Origin of the sequence: Micromonospora sp. CPCC 205554 (assembly GCF_036902745.1) — a bacterium.
In the GTDB taxonomy this organism is placed as follows: Bacteria; Actinomycetota; Actinomycetes; order Mycobacteriales; family Micromonosporaceae; genus Micromonospora; species Micromonospora tulbaghiae.
In genome coordinates, this window is record NZ_JBAKHP010000016.1 from 115,714 (window position 1) to 141,630 (window position 25,917).

Consider the following 25,917-nt stretch of genomic DNA (forward strand, 5'->3'; position numbering starts at 1 on the left):
GTCATCTTCCCGACCTCCCCGCCGGCCGGCCGCCGCCGGGCACGCCGGAACGCCGTCGCCGGCCGTGATCCGTGCCGCTGTGACGACAAGGATCATGGACCACGGGTACGACAGGACCGCCGTCGCGGGCGGCGCCGGGAATACCGCGCTGCCCGTCGGGTAGAGGAGGGCGTGATCGAGCCCGAGCCGTCGTGCCTGTGGCGCCCGGGCGGGCGGGTCGTGCCGTGACCCCCGTGGCTCCGGCGGCGCGCCGCGAGGTCCGGGAGGCGTACGAGCGGTTGCGCCGGTACTTCATCGTGGCCCTCCAGGCCGGCCTGGCCGCCGGTCTGGCCTGGTACGTGGCCAGCACGCTGCTCGAGAACCCGCAGCCGCTGTTCGCGCCGGCGGCAGCGGTGGGCACCATCGCCGCGGCGATCGGCAACCGGATCCGGCGCACCGCCGAGCTGCTCGGCGGCGTGATCCTCGGTGTCCTGGTCGGCGACCTGATCATCAAGCTGATCGGGGCGGGACCGGTGCAGACCGGCCTGGTGGTCGCGCTCGCCATCTCGCTGGCGGTGGTGATCCGGGGCAACGGCGCCGTGATGGTGCAGGCCGGCAGCACCGCGGTCCTGCTGGGCACGGTGGAGCCCAACGCGCCGGACCTGGCCGTGCCGCGTACGGCGAACGCGCTGGTGGGCGGCGGGGTGGCGGTGGTGGTGGCGCTGCTGCTGTTGCCGCTGAACCCGGTCCGGGTGGTGCACCGCGCGGCCTGGCCCACGCTGGACCTGTTCGCCAAGGAGCTGACCGCCACGGCGAAGGCGCTCGCCGCCCGGGACGCCGGGGAGGCCGAGGCGGCGCTGGGCCGGCTGGAGGCGGCCGAGGCCGAGCGGAAACAGACCACCGAGATCGTCGCGGCGGCCCGGGAGGTGACGGCGCTGTCGCCGTGGCGGTGGCGGCGCCGGGCGCAGTTGCGCCGCTACGAGAACGCCGCCGCCCACCTGGAGCTGGCGTACACCAACAGCCGCAACATGGTCCGCCGGGTGGTGGCATTGCTGGAGGCCGCGGAGCCGGTGCCCCCGGCCCTGCCGGCCGGTGTCGAGGCGTTCGGGCAGTCGCTGCGGCTGCTGCACCGTGACTTCCTGGCCGGGCGGCCGCCGGACATCGCCCGGGCGCGGGCGCGGGACGCCGCGCGGGAGGCCGGCCGGGCCCGTGCCGCCGGTCTCGGTTTCTCCGGCACGATCGTGGCGTCGCAGCTGTTCATCGTGGTCGGCGAGTTGCTGCAGGCATCAGGGATGATCAAGATCGAAGCGGATCGGATGGCCGGCGTCTGCGAGCATCGACCGGACTCCCGCCCGGACCCAAACGACCGTTAAGCTTCGACTGTGGGAATCGAGGAACTGTACCCCGCCGGGCGACTGACCGCGGCCCAGCGCGCCACCGCCGCGGCGGGCCTGGACGCGCTGCTGCTCACCCCGGGTTCCGACCTGCGCTACCTGACCGGCTACGACGCCCGCGAGGGGGAGCGGCTGACCTGCCTGGTCCTGCCCGCCGAGGGCGAGCCGACGCTGATCGTGCCGGTGCTGGAACGGCCGGACGCCGAGGCCGCGCCCGGCACCGGGTACCGGATCGTCGACCACGCCGACGGCACCGACCCGTGGCCGCTGGTGCGCGCGGCGCTCCCCGGCCCGGTCCGCGCCGTCGGGCTGGCCGACCGGATGTGGGCACAGCAGGTCCTCGCGCTGCGCGACACGCTGCCCGGCGCGGCCCAGCGGCTCGCCTCCGACGTGCTGCGGGAGATGCGGATCCGCAAGTCGCCGGCCGAGGTCGCCGCGCTGGCCGAGGCGGGCGCCGCGATCGACGCCGTGCACCTGCGGATGGGGGAGTGGCTGCGCCCCGGCCGCACCGAGCGGGAGGTCGCCGCCGACCTCGCCGCCGCGATCCGGGCCGCCGGGCACGCCGCCGTCGACTTCGTCATCGTCGCCGCGGGCCCGAACGGCGCGAGCCCGCACCACGGCACGTCGGACCGCCCGATCGGCGCGGGCGAGCCGGTGGTGGTCGACATCGGCGGCACCATGCCGTCGGGCTACCGCTCCGACTGCACCCGCACGTACGTCGCCGGCGGCCCCGCCCCCGCCGAGTTCGTGGACTACTACGCGGTGCTGCGGGAGGCGCAGCGCGCCGCGGTGGCCGCCGTCGCGCCGGGTGTGACCGCCGAGGCCCTCGACGCGGTCGCCCGCGACGTGATCGGCGCCGCCGGTTTCGGCGACGCCTTCCTGCACCGCACCGGCCACGGCATCGGCCTCGACGGCCACGAGGAGCCGTACGTGGTGACGGGCAACCCCCGGCCGCTCGAGGCCGGCATGGCTTTCTCGGTCGAACCCGGGATCTACCTCGCCGGGCGGCACGGAGCCCGGATCGAGGACATCGTCGTCTGCACGACGGACGGCGGGCAACGGCTCAACACCACCCCCACGGAGCTCATCGCGCTATGAACGTCGACCGGATCCTGCCCACCGACGAGGCCCACGACCTGCTGGACCTCGCCACCGAACTCGCCGACCGGGAGCTGGCCCCGGCCGCCGCCGGCTTCGAGGCCCGCGCCGAGTTCCCCCGGGAGGTGCTGCGCACCCTGGGCCGGGCCGGCCTGCTCGGCCTGCCGTACGCCGAGGAGCACGGCGGCGCCGCCCAGCCGTACGAGGTGTACCTCCAGGTGCTGGAGATCCTCGCCAGCCGGTGGCTCGCAGTGGCCGAGGCGGTCAGCGTGCACACGCTGTCCTGCTACCCGCTGGCCCAGTTCGGCACCGACGAGCAGCGCAAACTGCTGCCGGACATGATCGGCGGGGAGCTGCTCGGTGCGTACTGTCTCTCCGAGCCGCAGGGTGGTTCGGACGCGGCGGCCCTGACCACGCGGGCGGTGCGCGACGGCGACGCGTACGTGGTCACCGGCACCAAGGCGTGGATCACGCACGCCCGGGTGGCCGACTTCTACAACATCTTCTGCCGCACCGGCGGCCCCGGCCCGAAGGGCATCTCCTGCCTGCTGGCCGACCGGTCCACGCCGGGCATCCACCCGCAGGCCGCCGAACGCACCATGGGCCTGCACGCCTCGCCGATCGCGCAGATCGCCTTCGACGACGCCCGGGTGCCGGCGGATCGGCTGGTCGGCGGCGAGGGCGCCGGGTTCACCATCGCGATGTCCGCGCTGGACTCGGGCCGCCTGGGCATCGCCGCGTGCGCGGTGGGCCTGGCCCAGGGCGCGCTGGACTACGCGGTCGGCTATGCCCGGGAGCGCCGCCAGTTCGGCCGGGCGATCATCGACTTCCAGGGCCTCGGGTTCAACCTGGCCGACGCCGCCACCCAGATCTCCGCCGCGCGGGCGCTCACGCTGGCCGCCGCGCGGCTGCGCGACGCCGGACGCCCGTACTCGATCGAGGCGGCCAAGGCGAAGCTGTTCGCCACGGACGTGGCGATGCGGGTGACCACCGACGCGGTGCAGGTGCTCGGCGGCGCCGGGTACGTCGCCGACCACCCGGTCGAGCGGTACATGCGTGAGGCCAAGGTGCTCCAGATCGTCGAGGGCACCAACCAGATCCAGCGGCTGGTCATCTCCCGCGCGCTGGCGAAGGGCTAGCCTGTCGCGGTGACCTTCCCGCGGATCACCGCAGACCCCGACGTCATGGGGGGTGCGCCCTGCGTGCGGCAGTCGCGCATCCCCGTGGCCACCATGCTGGCCATGATGGCCGAGGGCATGTCCGTCACGGACATCCTCACCGACCTGCCGTTCCTGGACGAGGAGGACATGGCGGAGGTGCTGAACTACGCCGCGGACGCGGTGCGCGACCGGACGGCGCGCTGAGCGTCACCGCGGCGGGCCGGGTGCGGCGTGGGAGCGCTTTTCCGGCTAGGGTGCAGCGCGTGGAGGAGATCGACCGTGCCATCGTCGCCGCGCTGACCGGGGACGGTCGGCTGTCGTACACGGATCTGGCCGAGCGGGTGGGCCTGTCGGTGTCGGCCGTGCACCAGCGGGTCCGCCGGCTGGAGCAGCGCGGGGTGATCAAGGGGTACGCCGCGCGGGTGTCGTTCGAGGCGCTGGACCTGCCGCTGACCGCGTTCGTGGCGATCCGGCCGTTCGACCCGTCGCAGCCGGACGACGCGCCGGAGCGGCTGGCGCACCTGCCCGAGATCGACTCCTGCTACTCGGTCGCGGGGGAGGACTTCTACCTCCTGCTGGTGCGGGTGGCCGGTCCGGCCGACCTGGAGCGGGTGCTCCAGGAGATCCGTACCGCCGCGAACGTCACCACACGCACGACTGTGGTGCTGTCCACGCCGTACGAGAACCGGCCGCCGAAGATCAGTGGCGAGCTGACCGGTCGGGGGCGTCCGCGTCCGTCGGCGGAGCCGGCAGGTTCCACCGCCTGACCACCCGCCGGCCGTGTTCGTGACCGAGCACGCTGAGCGTGGCGGTGTCCAGCCGCAGCAGCGCGCCGGCCGAGGGCGGCAGCCCGATCCAGCGCGCCCCGAGCACCCGCAGGCTGTGCCCGTGCCCGACGAGCGCGACGTCGCCCTCCTCAAGCAGCGGCGAGACCCGGTCGAGCACGCGGTCCAGGCGGCTGCCCACCTGCTCCGGTGACTCCCCGCCGGGCCCGCCGTCGGTCCAGATCGTCCAGCCGGGCCGTTCGGCCTGGATGTCCGCGGTGGTGCGGCCCTCGTACTCGCCGTAGTGCCACTCGGCCAGGTCGGGCTCGATCGCGTCCACGGTGAGCCCGGCCAGGGCGGCGGTGCGGGTGGCCCGCTGCCGGGGGCTGGACAGGACCCGGGCGAAGCGCCGGCCGGCCAGCAGGGGAGCCAGGGCGCCCGCCTGCCGCTCGCCGTCGGGGGTCAGCTCCAGGTCGGTGTACGAGGTGTGCCGGTGCGCGGCGCTCCACGTGGTCTCGCCGTGCCGGATCAGCAGGATCTCGTTCACCGGCCCAGTCAACCACGGCGGGGCGGTGCCGGCCGGGCGGTCGAGCCTTCAACCTATTGTCCTAGGACGCCTTACGCGATGTACGCCGGTCAACGGCGTTTCACACGACGGTCACCGGGGACGCGACAAGGGCAAGGCGTAGCCGGACGAGGGAGGGCGACATGAGCTTCACCGACAAGGCGAAGAACAAGGCCCAGGAGATGAGCGGCATGGCCAAGGAGCGCATCGGCGACGTGACCGACAACGAGCGGTTGCGGGCCGAGGGTGCCACCGAGCAGAGCACGGCACGCGCCCGGCAGGCCGGGGAGCACGCCAAGCAGGCGGGCCGCGACGTCAAGGACGCCTTCGACAAGTGAGTACGCGAACGGCGGGCCACCTCTGCGAGAGGTGGCCCGCCGTCGTGTGTCCAGGGGCTGCGGTCAGTCGTCGCGGTGCGCGAGCCACCAGGCCTGGCCGGCCTCGGGCAGCGTGTCGATCGGGTCGTAGTAGGCGTAGCGCTTGTTCAGCGCCTCCAGGTCGGCCGACTCGATCGAGGTGCGGTAGTTCTTGGTCCAGTAGGAGATACCGCGCTCACGGTCGTAGTCGGTGAGCATGTGCACCCAGCGCTTGCCGACGAACGGCACGTCGCAGACGATCCGCGGGGTGGCGTAGCCGGGCAGGTAGCCCATGATGTCGTGCTGGAGCTGCTGGGCGTGCCCAACCGGGACGCGCCAGTGCTCGGCGTTGGGGATCATGTCGCACATGTAGAAGTAGTACGGCAGGATGCCCGCCTCGCCCTGGAGCGCGAAGCAGAGGTCGAGCAGGTCGGCGCTGGTGGCGTTGACGCCGCGCATGAGCACGCCCTGGTTGCGGACGTCGCGTACGCCGACGTCGAGCGCGGTCTGGGCGGCCTTGGCGACCAGCGGGGTCAGCGACTGGGCGTGGTTGACGTGGGTGTGGATGGCCAGGTTGACGCCGCGGCGGGCGGCGGTGCGGGCGACCCGTTCGAGGCCCTCGACCACGTCGGGCTGGAGCCAGTGCTGGGGCAGGCCCATGAGTGCCTTGGTGGCGAGCCGGATGTCGCGGATCGTCTCGATCTCCAGCAGGCGCATCAGGTAGGACTCGAGGTTGCGCCACGGCACGTTGGCGACGTCGCCGCCGGAGACGACCACGTCGCGTACGCCGGGGTGGGCCTTGAGGTACGTGATGTGGGCGTCGTAGCGGTCGACCGGCTTGAGGGTGAGCTTGAGCTTGTCGACGGCGGGGGTGGAGTTGCCGACGAGGTCCATGCGGGTGCAGTGCCCGCAGTACTGCGGGCAGGTGGAGAGCAGCTCGGCGAGGACCTTGGTGGGGTAGCGGTGGGTGAGGCCCTCGGCGACCCACATGTCGTGTTCGTGGAGGCTGTCGCGGCTGGCGTACGGGTGTGAGGGCCAGTCGGTGCGCCGGTCGGAGGCGACCGGGATCATGTAGCGGCGGATCGGGTCGGCGAGCAGCGCCTCGGTGCTCATCGGCTGATGCGGCACCATGGTGTTGAGCATCTGCGGCGGCACCAGCATGGACATGGTGGCCAGGGCCTTCTGGTCGGCCTCCAGGTCGGCGTAGAAGGTCTCGTCGACGGTGTCGCCGAGGACGGCGCGCAGCTGCTTGATGTTCTTGACGCAGTTGACCCGCTGCCACTGGGCGCTCTCCCACTGATCGCGGGTGATGTGGCGCCAGCCGGGGAAGCGGGTCCAGTCGGGTTCGACGAGGGGCGCGCGGCGGTATTCGTAGGGCTGTCCGGCGGCCGGGACGGCGACCGGCGCGGGGCGGGGCGTCGGGATGGTCTCCACCGGTTGGGTCTGGGTCACGGCCCCTCCTCGTCAGCGTGCGGGTTGATCAACGGATGCGTAGGCTACTGGAAAATCTGCGGTGAAGAAATTAGTCTGCCGGAAGTTTTCCCGCGACGCGACCCCTGGCCGGGGGTTCGGGCGGCTGGACATAGGGGGTCGGCGTGACGTCACCGGTGGGTCTGCACCGAGTCGTGGAACCGGCGGGGGTGCTCCCGCAGGCGGCCTGGCGGCTGGACCCGGACCCGCGGATCGCGGCGAACGAGGTGCGGATCCGGGTCGAGCGGCTGAACCTGGACGCGGCGAGTTTCCGGCAGCTCGCGGAGAAGCACGGCGGCGACGGGGACAAGGTCCGCGCCGAGGTGCTGGAGATCGTGTCGAGCCGGGGGAAGATGCAGAACCCGGTGACCGGTTCCGGCGGCATGCTGATCGGCACCGTCGAGGAGGCGGGCCGCCGGTCGCCGCTGGGGCTGAAGCCGGGCGACCGGGTGGCGACGCTCGTGTCGCTGACGCTGACGCCGCTGACGATCCTCGACGGGCTGGCCCGCTGGGACGGGCGCAGCGAGCAGGTGCCGTGCGACGGGTACGCGATCCTGTTCGCCCGGTCGATCGCGGCGGTGCTGCCGCCGGACCTGCACCCCGAGTTGTCCCTGGCGGTGCTGGACGTGTGCGGGGCGCCGGCGTTGACGGCGCGGGTGGTGGCCGAGCAGGTGGCGCGCCGTTCGCGTGAGGGTGATCGGCGTCCGGTGTCCGTGGCGGTGATCGGCGGGGCGGGCAAGAGCGGGTCGTTGTCCCTCGCCGCGGCGCGGCGGGCGGGCGCCGCCCGTACCGTCGGGGTGGTTCCGGTGGCGTCGGAGCGGGACGCGCTGACGGCGGCCGGGCTGGCCGACGTGGTGGCGCTGGCCGACGCGCAGGATCCGGTGGGGCTGTCGACGGCGGTGACGACGGCGCTGGGTGTGCCGGCGGACGTGACTGTGGTGTGCGTGGACGTGCCGGGGTGTGAGCACGGGGCGGTGCTGGCCACGGCGGACGGCGGTACGGTGATCTTCTTCTCGATGGCGACGAGCTTCGCGGCGGCGGCGCTGGGCGCGGAGGGCCTGGCGGCGGACGTGACGATGCTGGTGGGCAACGGGTACGTGCCGGGGCACGCGGCGCTGGCGTTGGACCTGTTGCGGGCCGAGCCGGGGGTGCGCGGTCTGTTCGAGGCTCGTCTGGCGGCAGACTGAGGCCATGACGAACCCCTCGACGCTGTATCGCGGTGGAGTGCTGCACTGTCCGGCGGACCCGAGCGCGACGGCGCTGCTGGTGCGCGACGGGCGGATCGCCTGGTTGGGTACGGACGCGGACGCGCCGCGGACGGACCGGGTGGTGGAGCTGGGCGGTGCGCTGGTGACGCCGGCGTTCGTGGACGCGCACGTGCACGCGACGGATGCCGGGTTGGCGTTGTCGGGGCTGGATCTGTCGGCGGTGCGATCGGCGGGTGGGCTGCTGGAGGCGGTGTCGGCGTTCGCGGCGGGCCTGCCGGGTGACGCGGTGGTGCTGGGGCACGGCTGGGACGAGTCGGGCTGGGCGGATCCGGCGTTGCCGGACGCGGCGGCGCTGGATCGGGCGGCCGGTGGGCGGCGGGTGTATCTGTCGCAGGCGTCGATCCATTCGGCGCTGGTGTCGGCGGCGTTGCTGGCGGCGTGCCCGGAGGTGGTGTCGGCGGCCGGGTACGAGGCGTCGGGGTGGTTGCGGCGCGACGCGCATCATGTGGTGCGGGCGGCGGCGTTCGCGTCGGTGACGCGGGCGCAGCGGGTGGCGGCGCAGCGGCGGGCGCTGGAACACGCGGCGTCGCTGGGTATCGCGGCGGTGCACGAGTGCGGTGGTCCGGACATCTCCGACGAGGAGGACTTCACCGGGCTGCTGGCGATCTCGGGGGCCGGGGTGCCGGAGGTGTACGGGTACTGGGGTGAGCTGCTGGGTGCGGCGAAGGCCCGGGAGCTGGGTGCGGTGGGCGCGGGTGGTGACCTGTTCGCCGACGGGGCGCTGGGGTCGCGGACGGCGCACGTGTCGGCGGCGTACCTGGACGGTGAGTCGGGGGCGTGCGGGCACGGGTACGTGTCGGCGGAGCAGGTGCGTGATCATCTGCTGGACTGCGCGGCGCACGGGTTGCAGGGCGGGTTCCACGCGATCGGGGACGCGGCGATCGGGACGGTGCTTGCGGGGTTCGGGCTGGCGGCGCGGTCGCTGGGGGTGGACCGGTTGCGGGCGGCCCGGCACCGGGTGGAGCACGCGGAGATCATGAGCAAGGCGTTGATCGCCGGTTTCGTGGAGTACGGGATCGTGGCGTCGATGCAGCCGGCGTTCGACCGGTTGTGGGGCGGCGCGGGCCGGATGTACGAGTCGCGGCTGGGGTTGGCCCGGTCGTTGGAGTCGAATCCGATGGGTGCGATGCACGGGGTCGGTGTGGCGTTGGCGTTCGGGTCGGATTCGCCGGTGACGCCGCTTGATCCGTGGGGGTCGGTGCGGGCGGCGGCGGCGCATCACAACCCGGCGCAGCGGATGAGTGTGCGGGCGGCGTTCGCGGCGCACACGCGCGGCGGGTGGCGGGCGGTGCACCTGGACAACGAGGGTGTGCTGGCGTTGGGGGCGCCGGCGACGTTCGCGGTGTGGGACACCCCGGCGGGCGTGGAGCGGGGGCTGCCGGTGGTGCTGGCCGAGGATCCGGAGTTGCGGGGCGCGGACGATCCGACGCCGCTGCCGGTGTGCCGGGCCACCGTGTTGCGCGGTGACGTGATCTATCAGGAAGGGTCTTCGTGACAGGGAAGCTTGGGCTGGATCCGGCGCTGGTGGCGCGGGCGCGGGAGTTGGCGCGCCGGGCCGGGCAGCCGGTGGTGGATCTGGCGCGCAGCCACACCACGGTGTCGGTGGAGCGGGCGGTGCTGCGGCTGGCCGGGGTGACCGGCGCGGACCCGGACGGTATTCCGTGGGTGAACCGGCTCGTGGACGCGGTGGTCGCGGACGTGGGGCTGGGGCACGGGGTGGCGGCGCCGGTGTTCGACGCGCTGGCGCGTGAGGGCATCGCGGATGTGACGTTGCTGGCGCAGAAGGCGGCGGCCGGGTCGGTGCGGTTCGCGCAGCCGTCGGGGAGGGCGGCGACGGCGGCGCGGCGGGCGTCGCGTAAGGCGGTGGCTGCGGGGGTCCGGGCGATCGACAGGCGGCGCGCGGAGCGGGACCGCCTCGTGAAGCGGTTCGGGGATCCGCAGCGGCGGCCGTGGATCTACCTGATCGTGGCGACGGGTGACATCTACGAGGACATCCCGCAGGCGCAGGCGGCGGCGCGGGCCGGCGCGGACGTGATCGCGGTGATCCGGTCGACGGGGCAGTCGCTGCTGGACTACGTGCCGGAGGGGGCGACCCGGGAGGGGTTCGCGGGCACGTATGCGACGCAGGAGAACTTCCGGCTGATGCGGGCGGCGCTGGACGAGTCGTCGCGGGAGCTGGGCCGGTACGTGCGGTTGACGAACTACGCGTCGGGTCTGTGCATGCCGGAGATGGCGACGCTGGCCGGGCTGGAGCGTCTGGACATGATGCTCAACGACTCGATGTACGGGATCCTGTTCCGTGACATCAACCCGATCCGTACGTTCGTGGACCAGCGGTTCTCGCGGCAGGTGCACGCGCGGGCGGGGATCATCATCAACACCGGTGAGGACAACTACCTGACCACCGCGGACGCGGTGGACGAGGCGCACACGGTGACGGTGTCGCAGCTGCTGAACGAGTTCTTCGCGCACGAGGCGGGGCTGGCGGACTGGCAGCTGGGGCTGGGGCACGCGTTCGAGATCAACCCGGATGTGCCGGAGTCGTTCCGGTTGGAGCTGGCGCACGCGTTGCTGGCGCGGGAGTTGTTCCCGGATGCGCCGTTGAAGTGGATGCCGCCGACGAAGCACATGACCGGTGACGTGTTCCGGGGCAACCTGCTGGACGGGTTCTTCAATCTGGTGGGCACGATGACCGGGCAGGGGATCCTGCTGGTGGGGATGATGACCGAGGCGGTGGTGACGCCGTGGTTGTCGGACCGGGACATCGCTCTGCAGAACGTGCGATACGTGCTGGGTGCGGCGGGCGGGTTGCACGAGGACTTCGTGCCGGCGCCGGGCGGGTTCATCCAGCAGCGGGCGCACCGGGTGCTCGGTGAGGCGGTGGACCTGCTGGAGCGCATCGGGGACCAGTCGTTGCTGACGGCGATCGCCGAGGGCACGTTCGGGATCATGAAGCGGCCGGCGGACCGGGGCAAGGGCCTCGACGGTGTGGCGCGGCACGAGGCGGACTACTACAACCCGGCCACCGAGATCCTGGAGGTGGCGGCATGAGCGAGCGTACGGAGCGGAGCGAGGGCCGCGAGGGCATGCCCGGCCGGCACAGCCCGAATGAGAAGACGATTGTGCGGCCGTACGGGGACACCACCGGCGACGGCATGGTGCAGGTGTCGTTCACGTTGCCGGTGCCGCACGACAAGCGGGCCGAGGGCGCGGCGGTGCAGCTGGCCAACAAGATGGGCATGGACCCGGCGATGCTGGTGCACGCCAAGCCGATCGGTGACGGGTTCACGTTCTTCGTGGTGTACGGGCGGGTGAACCACCTGGTGGACCTGTCGAAGGTGCAGGTGGTGGAGCGCGACTATCCGCTGCTGTCGGCCAAGGAGGTCAACGCGGTGGTGAAGCGGCGGCTGCGCCGCAAGCTGTCGGTGGTGGGCGCGTGCATCGGCACGGACGCGCACACGGTGGGCATCGACGCGATCCTCAACGTCAAGGGCATCGCCGGCGAGAAGGGCCTGGAGTACTACCGGGAGCTGAAGGTCACGAACCTGGGCGCGCAGGTGAGCGTGCCGGAGCTGGTCGAGGCGGCCCGGCGGGAACGCGCCGACGCGGTGCTGGTGTCGCAGGTGGTGACGCAGCGCGACGCGCACCTGCACAACACGCGGGAGATGTCGGCGGCGTTCCGGGAGGCGATGCCGGCCGGGCGGCGGCCGCTGCTGATCGTCGGCGGGCCGCGGTTCGACGAGACGATGACCGGCGAGCTGGGCGTGGACCGGATCTTCGGCCGTGGCACCACCCCGGGTGAGGTCGCCAGTTACCTCGTCCACGCTTTGATCACCTCCAGGAAGGCGAACACCCCATGAGCGATCCGCGTGTCGGTCTGACCGTCGTCCACCGCCGGTACGTGCCGTACTCCCACGCCCACTACGCGGGCAACCTGGTCGACGGGGCGTACGCGCTGGGGTTGTTCGGTGACGTGGCGACCGAGGTGTGCATCCGCACCGACGGCGACGAGGGGTTGTTCGCCTCGTACGCCGATGTGCAGTTCCGGGCGCCGATGAAGGCCGGTGACGTGCTGGAGGTGACGGCGACGGTGACGCGGGTGGGCACGCGCAGCCGCACCATCGACTTCGCCGCCACCGTGGTGTGCCGGGGCCGCCCGGACAAGGGCGAGTCGGCCGCCGAGGTGCTCGACGAGCCGATCGTGGCGGTCACCGCGACCGGCACGGTGGTCGTCCCGCCATCGCTGTGAGCGCGAGGAGCGAGCCGATGTTGCGAGCCCCGCAGTCGCGAACGAAGGAAAGCCCAGCGTGAGCGCGAGGAGCGAGCCGATGTTGCGAGCCCCGCAGTCGCGAACGAAGGAAAGCCCAGCGTGAGCGCGAGGAGCGAGCCGATGTTGCGAGCCCCGCAGTCGCGAACGAAGGAAAGCCCAGCGTGAGCGCGAGGAGCGAGCCGATGTTGCGAGCCCCGCAGTCGCGAACGAAGGAAAGCCCAGCGTGAGCGCGCAGGTGTCGCGCGTCGTCGTCTGCGCGGACGTCGGGTCGACGTACACGAAGGCGGCGGTGGTGGACCTCGACGGCGGCCGCCTGGTCGCCGCGGCGTCCGCGCCCACGACCGTCGGCACGGATGTGCTGCACGGCCTGGACGCCGCGGCCGGCGCGGCCACCGCGTCGGCCGGGGTCGCTGAGGTGCCCTGGTACGTGTGTTCGTCGGCCGGGGGTGGGCTGCGCCTGGCGGTGGTGGGTTACGAGCCGCTCGTCACCGCTCAGGCGGGCCGGCGGGTCGGTCTGTCGGCGGGCGCGAACGTGGTGCACGTGGCCGCGGGGCGGCTGTCCGGGGCGGACGTGGCGGCGTTGCGGGCGGCCCGCCCGGACGTGGTGCTGCTGGTGGGCGGCACCGACGGCGGCGACGCGGACACGGTGACGCACAACGCGACGCGGCTGGCGAAGGCCCGGTTCCGGGTGCCGGTGGTCCTCGCCGGTAACGCCGACGTGCGGGACGGCCTGCACGCGCTGCTGGCGGGCGCGGGGGTGCCGGTGACGGTGGCGGACAACGTGCTGCCCCGCATCGGGGTGCTGGAGCCGGCGTCGGCGCGGGCGGCGATCCGGGAGGTGTTCCTGCGGCACGTCATCGGCGGCAAGAAGCTGTCCCGGGGTACCCGGTTCGCGCGGCTGGTCCGCGCCGCCACGCCCGACGCGGTGCTCACCGGCGTGGAGGTCCTCGCCGGCACGCTCGGCGGTGACCTGGCCGTGGTGGACGTGGGTGGGGCCACCACCGACGTGTACTCGGTGCTCACCCCCGACGAGCGCGACAGCGGCCCCAGCCAGGAGGTCGCCGGGACGCTGTGGCGGGCCCGCACCGTCGAGGGTGACCTGGGCATGCGGTGGAGCGCGCCGGGTGTGGTGCGCGCCGCGGCCGAGGAGCGGCTGCTGGACGCGGCGGAGGAGGCGGAGCTGGCGGCCGCGGCGGCGGTACGGGCCGCCGATCCGGGGTTCCTGCCCGCCGGTGACGGCGAGCGGGCCGTGGACCGGCGCATCGCGGCGCTGGCGGCGACTGTGGCGTTGCGGCGGCACGCGCGGGGCGCGGCGACGGGGGAGCGGGCCGGGCGGGACCTGCGGGAGGTGAAGCTGCTCGTCGGCTCCGGTGGGGTGCTGCGGCACGCCGAGCCGGGCGACGCGGCGGCGGTGCTCGACGCGGTGCTCACCGACCACGCGGGCGGGTGGGCGTTGCCGCGGGCGGCCCGGCCGGTCGTCGACGTGGACTACGTGCTGGCCGCCGCGGGGCTGCTCGCCGCCGATCATCCGGGTGCTGCGGCGGCGGTGCTGCGGCACCACCTCGGTGCCTGAAGCGGCCTCAGGAATCGAGACGCGCCGACGCGACACGCCGTGTTGCAACACACGACAGGCCCGGGTGGGTTGACAGCGGCGGGGGTCTACGCCGTACCGTCTTTGAGTCCTACCACGGGAAGCGGCTGTTGTTCGCTTCGTCCCTTCGTCCGCTGGCCGAGCGACCGGAAGGTTGCGGCGGCCAGGTCCAGCGGGCGGGGGTCGGCGGGGCGGCGCGAACCGGCCGCGGTTACCGGTGTACGGGCAGGGTGAGAGGCACGGCCAGTAGACAACGGCCAGGCGGGGGCAGCCAGTCCACGTCGGGTCGGTCCGAAGGTCGGCGCCGATCGTCTTCGCCCCACCGGCCGGGAAGGGCCTGGGAGCATCGGGGCGCGGCTTCGGCCGCGCCCCGATTTCATCCCCCCGATGTCCCCGTCAGCGGCACAGCCCTCTCAGCTGCCGAGCCGCCGGTAGCGGCGTACCGCCGCCGGGGCGGCCACCGCGATCAGTGCCAGCGGCCAGGCGATCGCCAGTTCCAGCGCGTGCCGGGCCGGCCAGGAGTCCCCGCCCAGGCCCGGGTTGCCGAACAGGTCCCGGGCCGCCGCCACGGTGGCCGACAGCGGGTTCCACGCGGCGATCGTGCCCAGCCAGTCCGGCATCAGCTCCGGCGCCACGAACACGTTGGACAGGGCGGTCAGCGGGAACGCCAGCGGGAACACCACCACCGCGACCGTGTCCGGGTTCGGCACGAGCAGCCCGAACAGGATGCCCACCCAGGTCATCGCGACGCGCAGCAGCAGGATCAGCGCCACCGCGGCCAGCGCCGGGCCGACGCCCTCGCGCCAATGCCAGCCCACCAGCAGCCCGCACACCACCAGCGTGGTCATCTCCAGGCACGCCCGTACCAGGTCGGCGCCGGCGCGGCCGGACAGCAGCGCCGAGCGGGCCATCGGCAGTGACCGGAACCGGTCCACCACGCCCCGGCCGGCGTCGGCCGCGATCGCCGACGCGGTCGCGCCGAGGCCGTAGAGCATCGTCATGACGAACACGCCGGGCAGCAGGAACTCCCGGTAGCTGCCGTCGCCCGGCACGGACATGCCGCTGCCGAACACGTAACCGAACACCAGCACGAACATGATCGGCAGGCTGAAGTAGAGGATGATCTCCTCCGGGGCGCGTACCACGTGCCGCATGTTCCGTCCGGCCATCAGCCATCCGTCGGTGAGCGCCCTCACGACGCCACCCCCACCCGCTGCGTGTCGGCGTGGGCGCCGGTGAGCCGCAGGAACGCCTCGTCGAGCGTGGGGCGGCGGACCAGGACGTCCTCCACGGCGATCCCGGCGTCGTCGAGGGCCCGCAGCACGGCGGTGAGCACGGCGATCCGGTCGGCCACCGGCGCGTCCACACGCCGCAGTTCGGAATCCACGGTCGCGGTCGCGCCGGTGGCGCGTTCCACGACGGCTGCCGCCGCGGGCAGGTCCGTCGCGTCGCGGACCACCAGTTCCAGCCGGTCGGCGCCGATGCGGGCCTTCAGCCGCTCCGGGGTGCCCTCGGCCACGACCCGGCCGGTGTCGATGACGCACACCCGGTCGGCGAGGTGGTCGGCCTCCTGCAGGTACTGGGTGGTCAGCAGCACCGTGGTGCCGTCGTCGACCAGTTCCCGCACCGCGGTCCACAGGCCGTTGCGGCTGCGCGGGTCCAGGCCGGTGGTCGGCTCGTCGAGGAACAGCACCCGCGGCGGCACCACCAGGCTTGCCGCCAGGTCGAGGCGGCGGCGCATCCCACCGGAGTAGCCGCCGGCCGACCGGTCGGCTGCCCCGGTCAGGCCGAACCGGTCCAGCAGTTCCTCGGCGCGGCGGCGGGCCCGGCGGGCCGACAGGCGGCGCAGCCGGCCGAACAGCACCAGGTTCTGCCGCCCGCTGAGCACCTCGTCGACGGCCGCGTACTGGCCGGTCAGGCTGATCGCCTCACGGACCCGGTCCGGGTCGGCGGCGACGTCGTACCCGGCCACCCGGGCCCGGCCGGCGTCGAAACGCAGCAGCGTGGTGAGGATCCGCACCGCGGTGGTCTTGCCCGCACCGTTGGGGCCGAGCACCCCGTACACGGTGCCGGCCGGCACGGCCAGGTCGAAGCCGTCCAGGGCGGTGGTGCGGCCGTACGTTTTTCGTATCCCGTCGGCCAGCACGGCCGTCGTGTCGTCGGTCATGGGGTCAGCGTCACCGGCGTCGCTGACCGGGCGCTGACCGCGCGCGCACCGGGCGGCGCCGCGCCGGTCAGCGGCCGTCGAGCAGCGCCAGCGCCCGCTGCCGGGGCAGGCCCGCGCCGCGGGCGTACGCGGTGGCGAACGCCGCCTCGCCCAGGCGTTCCCGCAGCGCGGCGGCGGTCGGTGTGCCGGCCGGGGCGTCGGCCGCGCCGGTGCCGGCCAGCAGCGCCGCCGCCGCGCCCAGCAGACGGGCCGCCGACTCGTGGTCGCCGTCGCGCAGCAGCGGCCCGGCCAGCCCGTCGGCCGCCGCGGTCACCACCGGCGCGTCCCACACCCCGGCGCCGGCGGTGAGGACCTGCCGGTAGTGGGCGCGGGCCGCAGCCGGGTCGCCGGCGGCGTCGGCGAGCTGCCCGAGCGTCACCAGCGCCGCCAGCCGCACCACCTCGGCGCCGAACCAGCCCGACGGGCACTGCGCGACCGCCCGCTCGCACAGCGCCCGCGCCCGCTGCGGGTCGCCGTCGCGGCGGGCGATCTCACCGAGCCCCAGATCCGCGGCGGCGACCAGCTCCGGCGCGCCGGCCGGCCCGGCGATGCGCCGCACCCGCCGGTAGTCCTCGGCCGCGCCGGCCAGGTCACCGGCGACCAGCCGCCCGTCGGCGCGGGTACGCAGCAGCTCCGCCAGGTCCAGGGTGGAGCCGAGCTGTTCGGCCAGGTCCAGCGCCTCCGCCATCGGCGCGGCCGCCGACGCGACGTCACCGGTGCGGTAGGCGGCCTCGGCGCGGGTGGACAGCGTCACGATCATGCCCCAGCGGTCGTCGAGGGCCCGGAAACCGGCGAGCGCGCCGTCCAGCTCGATGCGGGCCTGCTCGTGACGGCCGTGCAGCAGGCTGACCATCGCCGTGCCCAGCAGGCCCAGCGCCCGGCTCCACGCGTCGGTGCCGAGCAGCCGGTCCCGGACGGCCTGCTCGTGCAGCGCCGCCGCGTCCTGCGGTGACGGAGGGCCGCTGGCCATGCCGGACAGGTACAGCAGGAACGGATGCCGGGGCGGCCGGGCCAGGGTCCACAGGATCCGCGACGCGGTGTCCACCTCGCTGCGCTCGCCGCCACCGGCGAGCGTGGCGACCAGCAGGCCCAGCGCGTACTCCTCGGCCAGGCCGTCGGGCGGGCCGGCGAGCCGGTCGACCAGCCGCCGGGCCAGCGCCGCGCCCTCCCCGCGCAGGCCCCGCAGCCACCAGTAGAACGCCAGCGCCGCGACCAGCCGCAACCCGGTGGCGGTGTCCGCGTGCCGCAGCGCCGCGTGCAGGTCGTCGCGCGCGGCGTCGAGGCGGCGCAGCCACCGGTCCTGGCCGCCGCCGCGCAGGCCCGCGTCGCCGGCCAGCGCCAGGTCCAGGAAGTACGCGGCGTGCGCGTCCCGCACCCGCCCGGTCTCGCCGTGCTCGGCCAGCCGGGCGGATGCGAACTCGCGGATCGTCTCCAGCATCCGGTAGCGCCCGCCGGTGGCCTCCACCAGCGACTTGTCCACCAGGCCGGTGAGCACGTCCAGGACGTCCCCGGCGTCCGGCGCGCACACCGCCTGCACCGCGGCCAGGTCCGCGGCGCCGGCGAACACGCTCATCCGGGCGGCCAGCCGCCGCTCCGGGTCGTCGAGCAGGTCCCAGCTCCACCCCACGACCGCCTCCAGCGTGCGGTGCCGGGGCGCCGCGGTGCGGTCGCCGCGGCGCAGCAGCCGGAACCGGTCGTCCAGGCGTGCCGCGACCTGCGTGACCGGCAGGGCCCGCAGCCGCGCCGCGGCCAGCTCCAGGGCCAGCGGCAGCCCGTCGAGGGTACGGCAGATCCGCAGCACAGCCGGGGTGGTGACGGCGTCCAGGGTGAACCCGGGCGACACGTCGGCGGCCCGGTCGGTGAACAGCCGCACCGCCGGGTACGCGGCTGCCGTCTCCGGCGCTTGCGGCCCGTGCGGGGCGGGCAGCCCGCCGACCGGGCACAGCGCCTCGCCGGTGAGGCCCAGCGGCTCCCGGCTGGTGGCGAGCACCCGCAGCCCGGGCGCGGCGGCCAGCAGCCGGCCGGTCAGCCGGGCCGCGTCGTCGATCACGTGCTCGCAGTTGTCCAGCACCAGCAGCAGCCGCCGGCCGGCCAGCGCCGCGACCAGCCGGTCGGTCAGGTCGGCCGGGCCGCCGGGTGTGCGCAGGCCGGCGTCGCGCAGGTCCAGCGCGGCCAGCACGGCCGGCGCGACCGGCGCCCCGGCTGTCACGGCGGCCAGCTCCACCAGGCACACCGGCCCGTCGTGGCCGGACGCGACGGTGGTGGCCAGCCGGGTCTTGCCGGCGCCGCCCGGGCCGTGCAGGGTGACCAGCCGCGCCGCGCCGAGCAGGTCGTGGACCCGCCGCAGTTCCGGTTCCCGGCCGACGAAACTGGTGAGCGGGCTGGGCAGCCGGGCGGGCGGGACGGCGTCGTCACGCAGCAGCGCGGTGTGCAGCGCGACCAGCTCCGCCGACGGGTCGGTGCCCAGTTCCTCGGCCAGCACCCGGCGGGCGTCGGCGTAGACGGCGAGCGCCTCGGCGCGGCGGCCGGCGCCGTGCAGGGCCCGCATCAGCAGCCCGTGCAGCCGTTCCCGCAGCGGATGCGCCGCCACCAGGTCCCGCAGCTCGGCGATCAGCGGCGCGCCGGCCGGCGCCAGCGCCAGCTCCGCCTCGACGCGGTCCTCGACCGCGGCCAGCCGCGCGTCCCGCAGCCGGGCCGCCTCGGCGTCGGCGAACGGCGCGCCGGTCACGTCCGCGAGGGGTTCGCCGCGCCACAGCCCGAGCGCGTCGCGCAGCAGCGCCGCCGCGCCGGCCGGGTCACCGGCTGCCAGCGCCGCCCGCCCGGCCGCCGCCAGGCCGGTGAACCGGTGCACGTCGACGCGCTGCGGATCCACGGCCAGCCGGTAGCCGGCCGGGCCGAACTCGATGCGCACGCCCGGCAGCAGCCGCCGCAGCCGCGACACCTGCGACTGCAGCGCGTTCGCGGCCTGCTCGGGCGGCCGGTCGCCGTACACGCCGTCGACGAGACGCTGCGGCGCCACGGTGCGGTCCGCGTCGAGCAGCAGCAGCACCAGCAGCGCGCGCAGCCGCCCGCCGGCGACGGGCAGCACGCTGCCGTCGGCCGCGTACGCCTGGGTCGCGCCGAGCACACCGAACCGCATGCGCCCGATTGTCGCCTGTCCCCGCCGCGCCGGTGGCACGCCCCACACCGGTTCGGCCGGCCGCCGGTACGGGCGGGTAGCCTTCGGCCCGTGATCGTGGGGAGAAGCCGGTGACGACGTTGGACCGGGAACAGCCGCGTGCCACCGACGGGGCACCCGGTGACGGCGGCGCGCGTCCCCTGCCGCTGACGCTGGCCGTGCCGGCCGCCGTGCTCGCCGGAGTGGCGCTGCTGCTGGCGTTCCCGCCGTACGGGTGGTGGCCGCTGGCGCCGGTCGGTGTGGCGTTGCTGGCCGCCGTCGTGCACCGGCGGCGGCTGCGCGCCGGCGCCGGGCTGGGCTTCCTGACCGGGCTGGCGTTGTTCGCGCCGCTGCTGGAGTGGACGAACCTGCACACCGGCTACCTGCCGTGGGCGTTGCTGTCGCTGCTGCAGGCCGCCTACCTGGCGCTGCTGGGCGCCGCCACCGCCTGGGTGTCGCCCCTTGCCGACCGGCACCGGGCGGCGTGGCCGCTGCTCACCGGCGTGCTGTGGGTGGGGCAGGAGGCGCTGCGCGACCGCACCCCGTTCGGCGGGTTCCCGTGGGGGCGGCTGGCGTTCAGCCAGGACACCTCGCCGCTGCTGAAGCTCGCCGCGCTCGGCGGCGCCCCGCTGGTCACGTTCGCCGTCGCGGTCGCCGGCGGGCTCCTGGTGACCGCCGCGTGGCGGGACTGGCGGCACACGCCCGGGCAGTGGCGGCCCGTCGCCGGGCTCACCGCCGCGCTGGTGGCGCTGCTCGCCGCGGGCACGGCCGTGCCGGCCGGGGTACGCGGCGCGGGCGACACCGTCACCGTCGCGATCGTGCAGGGCAACGTGCCGCGCCTCGGACTGGACTTCAACGCCCAGCGGCAGGCGGTGCTGAACAACCACGTCGACGCGACGCTGGACCTGGCGCGGCGGGTCGCCGAGGGCGGCCAGGAGCGGCCCGACGTGGTGGTGTGGCCGGAGAACTCCAGCGACATCGACCCGCTGCGCAACCCGGGCGCGGGGGAGCGGATCTCCCAGGCCGCCGACGCGATCGGCGCGCCGATCCTGGTCGGCGCGGTACTGGTCGGCCCCGGGCAGGGGCAGGTGCGCAACGCGGGGCTGCTGTGGCGGCCGGGCACCGGCGCCGACCTCGACCAGGTGTACACCAAACGGCATCCGGTGCCGTTCGCCGAGTACGTGCCGCTGCGGTCCCTCGCCCGCAAGATCAGCTCCCAGGTCGACCGGGTCCGGTCCGATTTCGTACCCGGTGACCGTCCCGGCGTGCTGGACGCCGGCCCGGCCGTGCTCGGCGACGTGATCTGCTTCGAGGTGGCCTACGACGGCATCGTCCGGGACACCGTCACCGGCGGCGCGCAGCTGCTGGTGGTGCAGACGAACAACGCCACGTTCGACGTGGCCGAGGCCCGCCAGCAGCTGGCCATGGTGCGGCTGCGGGCGGTGGAGCACGGCCGGGCCGCGTTGATGGCCTCCACGGTCGGGGTGTCCGGGTTCGTTTCCCCGGACGGGCGGGTAGACGGTGCGACCGGGTTCAACACCGCCGCGGTGGTGGTGCGGCAGATGGAACTCGGCGACGGGCGTACCCCGGCGACCACTGCCGGGGTGTGGCCGGAGGTGGCGCTGACGGCGCTGGCGGTCGCGGCCCTGACCGGCGCGGCCGTGCTGCGCCGCCGCCGGGAGGTCGCTCCCGGCTGAGCCGACGAGAGGCGGTGCGACGGTGGGCGTGGCAGCCGGCAGGCGGACGGTCGGCCATCCCGGGGTGGGGCGGGTCCTGGTGGTCATCCCCACCTACAACGAGGCCGACAACGTCGGGCGCATCGTCGCCCGGGTACGCGCGGCGGCGCCGGCGGTGGACGTGCTCGTCGCCGACGACAACAGCCCCGACGGCACCGGCACGATCGCCGACACGATCGCGGCCGGCGACCCGCGGGTGCACGTGCTGCACCGGGAGGGCAAGGAAGGGCTCGGCGCGGCCTACCTGGCCGGTTTCGCCTGGGCGCGCGCCCACGGCTACGACGCCGTGGTGGAGATGGACGCCGACGGCTCGCACGCCCCGGAGGACCTGCCGGCGCTGCTGCACGCCGCCCGCGACGCCGACGTGGTGATCGGCTCCCGGTGGACCCGCGGCGCGCGGGTGCTGAACTGGCCGTGGCGGCGGCTGCTGCTGTCCCGGGTGGGCAACCTGTACGCGCGGCTGGCGCTGGGTATGCCGGTCAGCGACGCCACCGGCGGGTACCGGGTGTACCGGTCCAGCGCGCTGGACGCGATCGGCCTGGACTCGGTGCGGTCCCAGGGGTACGCGTTCCAGGTGGAGCTGTCGCGGCTGGCGCACCGCGCCGGGGTGCGGATCGTGGAGGTGCCGATCACGTTCGCCGAGCGGGAACACGGCGACAGCAAGATGAGCCCGCTGATCGTGGCCGAGGCGTTGTGGCGGGTCACCCGCTGGGGGGTGCGGGACCGGCTGGCGACCGCGTCGGCCCGCCCGGACGCGCTCGCGCGCTGGCCTTGAGCGAGGGCGTGTCATGCTTGAGGGGCGTGATGACCCCGGGCTGATGAGGTGAGATGCGCCGAGGACTGAAGTACGTACCACCGGCCCTGCTGCTGCTCGCGCTGCTGGAGCTGGCCGTTTTCGTGCTGGTCGGCCGGGCCGTCGGGTTCGGCGCGGCGGTGCTGATGGTGTTCGGCGCGTCCCTGCTGGGTCTGGTGCTGCTGCGTCGTGAGGGCATGCGGGCGTGGCGCGGCTTCCGCGCGGCGGCGCAGGCCGGCCGCCCGCCGGGCGCCGAGGTGACCGACGGCCTCGTCGGTCTGCTGGGTGCGCTGCTGCTGGCGCTGCCGGGCCTGGTCAGCGGCGTGGTGGGGCTGCTGTTGCTGGTGCCGCCGCTGCGTCGGCTGGCCGGTGGCGGGGTGCGGCGGGCCACCGAGCGGCGGGTGTCGTCGATGGTCGCCGGTGACCTGTTCGGGCCGCGCCGGGTGCGGGTGTACCGGGGCGCGCCGCAGCCGGCCCCGGAGCCTTCGCCGGCCCCTGCGCCGCAGCCGGTCACCGACCCGGGCAAGGCCATCGAGGGCGAGATCGTCGACCGCTGAGGCGGTGGAGACAGCGAAACGCCCCCGGGTGATCCCGGGGGCGTTTCGGCGCGTTACGGACAGTCAGGCACGGCCGCGGCGGGTCCGGACCTCCTGGAGCCGCTCGGCGAGGATGTCCTCCAGCTCGGCGATCGAGCGCCGCTCCAGCAGCATGTCCCAGTGGGTACGCGGCGGCTTGGCCTTCTTCTGCTCCGGCTCGGTGCCGTCGACCAGGCGGGCGACGCTGCCGTCGAACTTGCACTCCCAGGTCGTCGGGACCTCGGCGTCGACGGCGAACGGCACCTCGAACTGGTGGCCCTTGGCGCAGAGGTACTCGCGGGTCTGGCGCGGCGCGAGCTCCGTGTTGCGGTCGGATTCGTAGCTGACCGCGCCCAGCCGGCTACCGCGCAGCATGCGCTCGCCCATGATCGACTTCCCCTCGTTCGTGGTGCTGGTCCTCAGGTGTAACGACCGGTCACCGCTCACCCATTCCCCGGCCCACGGCGGCAGGGCCGTACGCGGGTCGGGAGTGTCAAGGGTAACCGGCCATGACAGCTGCCCGGCGGGGTCGTCCCCGGCCGGGCCGAATCGGTGGAGTGTTTCGCCTGTCAACGGGGATGTTACCCACCTGTTTGCGTGCCGGAGGTGACGATGAGCAGTGACGCGCCGGTCGGGGCCCGACCACCAGCCGGGAAGACCTTCTTCGGTCACCCGCGCGCGCTGTCCACGCTCTTCCTCACCGAGATGTGGGAGCGGTTCAGCTTCTACGGCATGCGGGCGATCCTCGTGCTGTACCTGACCGCCGCCGTCGCCGACGGCGGGCTGGACCTCGGCGACTCCAGCGCCAACGCCGTGTACGGCACCTACAACGCCATGGTCTACCTGATGGCGCTGCCCGGCGGCTGGGTCGCCGACCGGCTGATCGGCGCGCGGCGCAGCGTGCTGTGGGGCGGCGTGGTGATCGCCGCCGGCCACTACGTGATGGCGATACCAACCGGGTGGAGCGTGTTCGCCGGCATGGCGCTGATCGTGCTCGGCACCGGCCTGCTCAAACCGAACATCTCCACCATGGTCGGTGACCTGTACGAGCGGGACTCCCCGCGGCGCGACGCCGGGTTCTCGATCTTCTACATGGGCATCAACCTGGGCGCGTTCATCGCGCCGCTGATCACCGGCTTCCTCGGCGAGAAGATCAACTGGCATCTGGGGTTCGGCGCCGCGGCGGTCGGCATGACCTTCGGCGTGCTCCAGTACGTGCTGGGCCGGCGCAACCTCGGCGACGCGGGCGCCCGCCCGGCGGACCCGCTGCTCGGCGCCGACCGGCGGCGCGCGCTGGCCCGCGTCGGCGTGGCGACAGCGATCCTGGTCGCGGTGCTGCTCGTGCTGCTTCTGGCCGGTTGGTTCACCGTCGACACGGTGGTCAACCTGCTGACCGTGGTCACGGTGCTGGTGACGGTCGGCTACTTCGCGCGGATCCTCACCGACCGGGAGATCAGCGGCACCGAACGCAGCCGGATGAAGGCGTACGTGTGGCTGTTCCTGTTCGCCGCCTCGTTCTGGCTCATCTACGACCAGGCCGGGTCGGTGCTGAACATCTTCGCCGCCGACCGGACCGACCGCTCGGTCGGCGGCTTCACGTTCCCGGCGTCCTGGTTGCAGTCGGTGAACCCGATCCTCATCATCATCGGCGCGCCGCTGGCCGCCGCGCTGTGGCTCAAACTCGGGCACCGGGTGTCCACACCCACGAAGTTCGCCGTCGGCCTGGTGCTCAACGGCCTGTCGTTCGTGCTGATGGCCGCCGCCGCGCGGGCCGCCGTCGGCGGCGACCTGGTCTCACCGTTGTGGCTCGTCGCCGTGTACGCGATCCAGGTCGCCGGTGAGCTGTCGCTGAGCCCGGTCGGCCTGTCCGCCACCACGAAACTGGCCCCGGTCAAGTACGCCAGCCAGATGCTGGGCCTGTGGTTCCTCGCCACCGCCGTCGGCGACGCCATCGGCGGCCAGGTGGCCCGGCTGGCCGACACCTGGTCCCAGCCGGTGTACTTCCTGACCTTCGGGCTGGCCTCGGTGGTGCTGGGACTGGCCGCGGTGATGTTCACCCGCCAGATCCGGCACCTGATGGCCGGCATCCACTGACCGCGCTCACACCGCCGGGGTGGGCGGCAGCGGCAACGGCAGGCCGGGCAGCCCGTCGATGCTCGTGGCCACGTGGTCCTTGCCGGCGAAGTACGCGCTCAGCGACGCGTCGTCCTCCCGGGCGAACCGCCGCTCGTGCAGGTCCCGGTCGGCGTCGTAGGTCATGAACGGCACCGCGTAGCCGCAGGTGTCGCGGATCAGCTCGGCGCGCACCACGATGACCGCCCGCAGCCCGTGCGGCCCCGGGTCGATGTCGGGGAAGTGGGTCAGCAGGCCGGGCCAGCGTGGATCGTCGCGGAACACCGGCTCGCCGCGCCCGTGCACCCGCACGATGTTCGGCGGACCCGCGAACGCGCACCACATCAGCGTGACCCGGCCGTTCTCCCGCAGGTGGGCGATGGTCTCGGCGTTGCTCCCGGCGAAGTCGAGGTACGCCACCGTGTGCTCGTCGAGCACCGCCAGGCAGCCGCGCAGCCCTTTCGGGGAGAGGTTGACGGTGCCGTCAGCGGACAACGGGGCGGTGGCGACGAAGAACATCGGCTGCGCCTCGATGAAGTCCCGCAGCCGGCCGTCGATGCGCTCGTACGTCTTTCCCATGCCCCGATCCTCGCCGCCGGAGCGGGTGTGGCGCTGCCCCGTTCCCAGCCCGTGGCCGCCTCAGCCGGTCCGCGTGCCCAGCCGCGCCAGCGCCGTGGCGAGATCACTGACCTGGTCGGCGAGCTGCCCGGCGCGGCGCTGCGCGGCGTCCCGGTCCGCCTCGATCACGGCCGTGCGCGCGGCCAGCTCGGCCGCCCGGGCCTCGGCGGCGCTCACGGCCCGCCGCGCCTCGGCCAGCTCCGCGGCGAGCGCGTCCCGCTCGGCGGTACGGGCGGCAGCCCGCTCCACCGCGGCGGCCACGTCCGCGCGGGCCCGCTCGACGGAAGCGGCAGCCTCGGCGCGGACGGCCTCGGCCGCCGCGCTCGCCTCGGCCCGGACGCGCTCCAGTGCCGCCTCGGTGTCGACACGTGCCGCGTCGGCGCGGTCCCGCTCGGCCCGAGCCTGCCGGGCGGCGGCCGCCTGCGCGTCGGCCTGCTCGGCCGCGGCCCGGGCCGCGTGTTCCGCCTCGGCGGCCCGGTCCTGGGCGGCCTGCGCGCCGGCGCGCGCCCGGTCGGCCTCGGCGCGGGACTGTTCGGCCCGGTCCAGGGCCTCGGTGGCGGAGCGGGTGGCCCGCTCGGCGTCGGCCCGGGCGGTGTCCCGTTCGGCGGTCAGCTCGGCCGCCCGGCGGCGTTCGGCGTCGCGTTCGGTGCGTACCGTGCGCAGTTCGTGCCGCGCGGCGTCGCGGTCGCGTTCGGCCTGCACCCGCAGTGCCTGCGCGGCGCCCGCCTCGGCGCGCGCGGCGTCGCGGGCGGCCTCGGCGGCGGGCGCCCGCTCGGCGGCGGCGGTGGCGGTAGGTCGGATCGGA

23 protein-coding genes and 1 pseudogene are annotated in these 25,917 nt (G+C 74.5%); 16 read left to right on the forward strand and 8 right to left on the reverse strand.

All coding sequences use genetic code 11. The annotated features are described in order from the left end of the window. The first annotated feature begins 224 nt into the window (after positions 1–224). From V6U82_RS20170 to V6U82_RS20190, 5 genes are read left to right on the forward strand one after another with little or no spacing between them, the layout of a single operon-like run. Positions 225–1,352, forward strand: coding sequence for an FUSC family protein (locus V6U82_RS20170; protein ID WP_334463437.1), 1,128 nt, complete (start codon positions 225–227; stop codon positions 1,350–1,352). A gap of 9 nt (positions 1,353–1,361) precedes the next feature. Then, complete coding sequence (locus tag V6U82_RS20175) at positions 1,362–2,471, forward strand: M24 family metallopeptidase (RefSeq protein WP_334463439.1); 1,110 nt, start codon at positions 1,362–1,364, stop codon at positions 2,469–2,471. Further along, a complete protein-coding gene (locus V6U82_RS20180; protein ID WP_334463441.1) occupies positions 2,468–3,610 on the forward strand; it encodes an acyl-CoA dehydrogenase family protein in 1,143 nt (380 codons plus the stop codon). Before V6U82_RS20175 ends, V6U82_RS20180 begins: the two co-directional genes overlap by 4 nt. A gap of 9 nt (positions 3,611–3,619) precedes the next feature. Then, positions 3,620–3,835: a DUF433 domain-containing protein gene (locus V6U82_RS20185; protein WP_334463443.1), complete on the forward strand. Its 216-nt coding sequence runs from the start codon at positions 3,620–3,622 to the stop codon at positions 3,833–3,835. A 59-nt stretch (positions 3,836–3,894) separates the two neighbouring features. Then, positions 3,895–4,398 (forward strand): Lrp/AsnC family transcriptional regulator, encoded by a 504-nt coding sequence (locus V6U82_RS20190; RefSeq protein ID WP_128138189.1) that lies wholly within the window; start codon positions 3,895–3,897, stop codon positions 4,396–4,398. Here the strand turns inward: V6U82_RS20190 and V6U82_RS20195 are convergent. After that, the gene (locus V6U82_RS20195; protein WP_334463445.1) at positions 4,331–4,942 is read right to left on the reverse strand and encodes a histidine phosphatase family protein; all 612 of its coding nucleotides are present in this window, start codon (positions 4,940–4,942) and stop codon (positions 4,331–4,333) included. The two genes, V6U82_RS20190 and V6U82_RS20195, sit on opposite strands and share 68 nt — an antisense overlap. 161 nt (positions 4,943–5,103) lie before the next feature. Here V6U82_RS20195 and V6U82_RS20200 point away from each other — a divergent pair, with 161 nt between their 5' ends. Then, complete coding sequence (locus V6U82_RS20200) at positions 5,104–5,298, forward strand: CsbD family protein (RefSeq protein WP_128138187.1); 195 nt, start codon at positions 5,104–5,106, stop codon at positions 5,296–5,298. A gap of 63 nt (positions 5,299–5,361) precedes the next feature. Here the strand turns inward: V6U82_RS20200 and V6U82_RS20205 are convergent, their stop codons facing one another. Further along, on the reverse strand, positions 5,362–6,768 hold the full coding sequence (locus tag V6U82_RS20205; RefSeq protein WP_128138186.1) for a KamA family radical SAM protein: 1,407 nt from the start codon (positions 6,766–6,768) through the stop codon (positions 5,362–5,364). A gap of 143 nt (positions 6,769–6,911) precedes the next feature. Between V6U82_RS20205 and V6U82_RS20210 the strand changes: the two genes are divergently transcribed. From V6U82_RS20210 to V6U82_RS20235, 6 genes are all read left to right on the forward strand, one after another. Next, entirely contained in the window at positions 6,912–7,973 is a 1,062-nt protein-coding gene (locus tag V6U82_RS20210) for a zinc-binding alcohol dehydrogenase (RefSeq protein WP_334463450.1), read from the forward strand. A gap of 4 nt (positions 7,974–7,977) precedes the next feature. After that, positions 7,978–9,549, forward strand: coding sequence for an amidohydrolase (locus V6U82_RS20215; protein WP_334463453.1), 1,572 nt, complete (start codon positions 7,978–7,980; stop codon positions 9,547–9,549). Next, a complete protein-coding gene (locus tag V6U82_RS20220; protein ID WP_334463455.1) occupies positions 9,546–11,105 on the forward strand; it encodes a lysine 5,6-aminomutase subunit alpha in 1,560 nt (519 codons plus the stop codon). Before V6U82_RS20215 ends, V6U82_RS20220 begins: the two co-directional genes overlap by 4 nt. 35 nt (positions 11,106–11,140) lie before the next feature. Continuing rightward, positions 11,141–11,914, forward strand: a complete 774-nt coding sequence (locus V6U82_RS20225; RefSeq protein ID WP_128138672.1) for an OAM dimerization domain-containing protein — start codon at positions 11,141–11,143, stop codon at positions 11,912–11,914. Further along, on the forward strand, positions 11,911–12,303 hold the full coding sequence (locus V6U82_RS20230) for a hotdog domain-containing protein (RefSeq protein WP_334463457.1): 393 nt from the start codon (positions 11,911–11,913) through the stop codon (positions 12,301–12,303). The genes V6U82_RS20225 and V6U82_RS20230 overlap by 4 nt, the downstream gene beginning before the upstream one ends. 244 nt (positions 12,304–12,547) lie before the next feature. Next, complete coding sequence (locus tag V6U82_RS20235; protein ID WP_334463459.1) at positions 12,548–13,897, forward strand: glutamate mutase L; 1,350 nt, start codon at positions 12,548–12,550, stop codon at positions 13,895–13,897. 431 nt (positions 13,898–14,328) lie between these two features. Here the strand turns inward: V6U82_RS20235 and V6U82_RS20240 are convergent, their stop codons facing one another. The 3 genes from V6U82_RS20240 to V6U82_RS20250 form a co-directional block, all read right to left on the reverse strand. Further along, positions 14,329–15,084, reverse strand: a complete 756-nt coding sequence (locus V6U82_RS20240) for an ABC transporter permease (protein ID WP_334463461.1) — start codon at positions 15,082–15,084, stop codon at positions 14,329–14,331. Positions 15,085–15,107: 23 nt separating this feature from the next. Continuing rightward, positions 15,108–16,082, reverse strand: a complete 975-nt coding sequence (locus tag V6U82_RS20245; RefSeq protein ID WP_334463463.1) for an ATP-binding cassette domain-containing protein — start codon at positions 16,080–16,082, stop codon at positions 15,108–15,110. Between the two features lie 67 nt (positions 16,083–16,149). Then, on the reverse strand, positions 16,150–19,260 hold the full coding sequence (locus V6U82_RS20250) for an ATP-binding protein (RefSeq protein WP_334463465.1): 3,111 nt from the start codon (positions 19,258–19,260) through the stop codon (positions 16,150–16,152). A 110-nt stretch (positions 19,261–19,370) separates the two neighbouring features. Here V6U82_RS20250 and lnt point away from each other — a divergent pair, with 110 nt between their 5' ends. The 3 genes from lnt to V6U82_RS20265 are packed head-to-tail and all read left to right on the forward strand — an operon-like array spanning position 19,371 to position 22,364. Beyond that, positions 19,371–20,975 carry an apolipoprotein N-acyltransferase gene (gene lnt / locus V6U82_RS20255; RefSeq protein ID WP_334463467.1) on the forward strand — a complete coding sequence of 535 codons (1,605 nt, stop codon included), beginning with the start codon at positions 19,371–19,373 and terminating at the stop codon, positions 20,973–20,975. A 22-nt stretch (positions 20,976–20,997) separates the two neighbouring features. Continuing rightward, the gene (locus V6U82_RS20260; RefSeq protein ID WP_128137082.1) at positions 20,998–21,789 is read left to right on the forward strand and encodes a polyprenol monophosphomannose synthase; all 792 of its coding nucleotides are present in this window, start codon (positions 20,998–21,000) and stop codon (positions 21,787–21,789) included. A 53-nt stretch (positions 21,790–21,842) separates the two neighbouring features. After that, positions 21,843–22,364 carry an FxsA family protein gene (locus tag V6U82_RS20265; RefSeq protein ID WP_334463470.1) on the forward strand — a complete coding sequence of 174 codons (522 nt, stop codon included), beginning with the start codon at positions 21,843–21,845 and terminating at the stop codon, positions 22,362–22,364. A 63-nt stretch (positions 22,365–22,427) separates the two neighbouring features. Here the strand turns inward: V6U82_RS20265 and V6U82_RS20270 are convergent, their stop codons facing one another. Continuing rightward, a complete protein-coding gene (locus V6U82_RS20270) occupies positions 22,428–22,769 on the reverse strand; it encodes an RNA polymerase-binding protein RbpA (RefSeq protein WP_007070998.1) in 342 nt (113 codons plus the stop codon). A gap of 225 nt (positions 22,770–22,994) precedes the next feature. On the opposite strand from V6U82_RS20270, the gene V6U82_RS20275 reads away from it, so the two are divergent. Next, positions 22,995–24,476: a peptide MFS transporter gene (locus tag V6U82_RS20275; RefSeq protein WP_334463472.1), complete on the forward strand. Its 1,482-nt coding sequence runs from the start codon at positions 22,995–22,997 to the stop codon at positions 24,474–24,476. 6 nt (positions 24,477–24,482) lie between these two features. On the opposite strand, the gene V6U82_RS20280 is transcribed toward V6U82_RS20275, so the two are convergent. Both V6U82_RS20280 and V6U82_RS20285 read right to left on the reverse strand, forming a co-directional pair. Beyond that, complete coding sequence (locus V6U82_RS20280; RefSeq protein ID WP_334463474.1) at positions 24,483–25,073, reverse strand: pyridoxamine 5'-phosphate oxidase family protein; 591 nt, start codon at positions 25,071–25,073, stop codon at positions 24,483–24,485. 60 nt (positions 25,074–25,133) lie between these two features. Further along, positions 25,134–25,917, reverse strand: a pseudogene (locus V6U82_RS20285) (hypothetical protein); the annotation flags it as partial.

Coding starts and splice junctions, on each gene's coding strand:
- V6U82_RS20280 (WP_334463474.1), bottom strand. CDS start 25,073: ATGGGAAAGACGTACGAGCGCATCGACGGCCGGCTGCGGGACTTCATC.
- V6U82_RS20270 (WP_007070998.1), bottom strand. CDS start 22,769: ATGGGCGAGCGCATGCTGCGCGGTAGCCGGCTGGGCGCGGTCAGCTAC.
- V6U82_RS20215 (WP_334463453.1), top strand. CDS start 7,978: ATGACGAACCCCTCGACGCTGTATCGCGGTGGAGTGCTGCACTGTCCG.
- V6U82_RS20180 (WP_334463441.1), top strand. CDS start 2,468: ATGAACGTCGACCGGATCCTGCCCACCGACGAGGCCCACGACCTGCTG.
- V6U82_RS20200 (WP_128138187.1), top strand. CDS start 5,104: ATGAGCTTCACCGACAAGGCGAAGAACAAGGCCCAGGAGATGAGCGGC.
- V6U82_RS20240 (WP_334463461.1), bottom strand. CDS start 15,084: ATGGCCGGACGGAACATGCGGCACGTGGTACGCGCCCCGGAGGAGATC.
- V6U82_RS20230 (WP_334463457.1), top strand. CDS start 11,911: ATGAGCGATCCGCGTGTCGGTCTGACCGTCGTCCACCGCCGGTACGTG.
- V6U82_RS20250 (WP_334463465.1), bottom strand. CDS start 19,260: ATGCGGTTCGGTGTGCTCGGCGCGACCCAGGCGTACGCGGCCGACGGC.
- V6U82_RS20245 (WP_334463463.1), bottom strand. CDS start 16,082: ATGACCGACGACACGACGGCCGTGCTGGCCGACGGGATACGAAAAACG.
- V6U82_RS20265 (WP_334463470.1), top strand. CDS start 21,843: ATGCGCCGAGGACTGAAGTACGTACCACCGGCCCTGCTGCTGCTCGCG.
- V6U82_RS20225 (WP_128138672.1), top strand. CDS start 11,141: ATGCCCGGCCGGCACAGCCCGAATGAGAAGACGATTGTGCGGCCGTAC.
- V6U82_RS20275 (WP_334463472.1), top strand. CDS start 22,995: ATGAGCAGTGACGCGCCGGTCGGGGCCCGACCACCAGCCGGGAAGACC.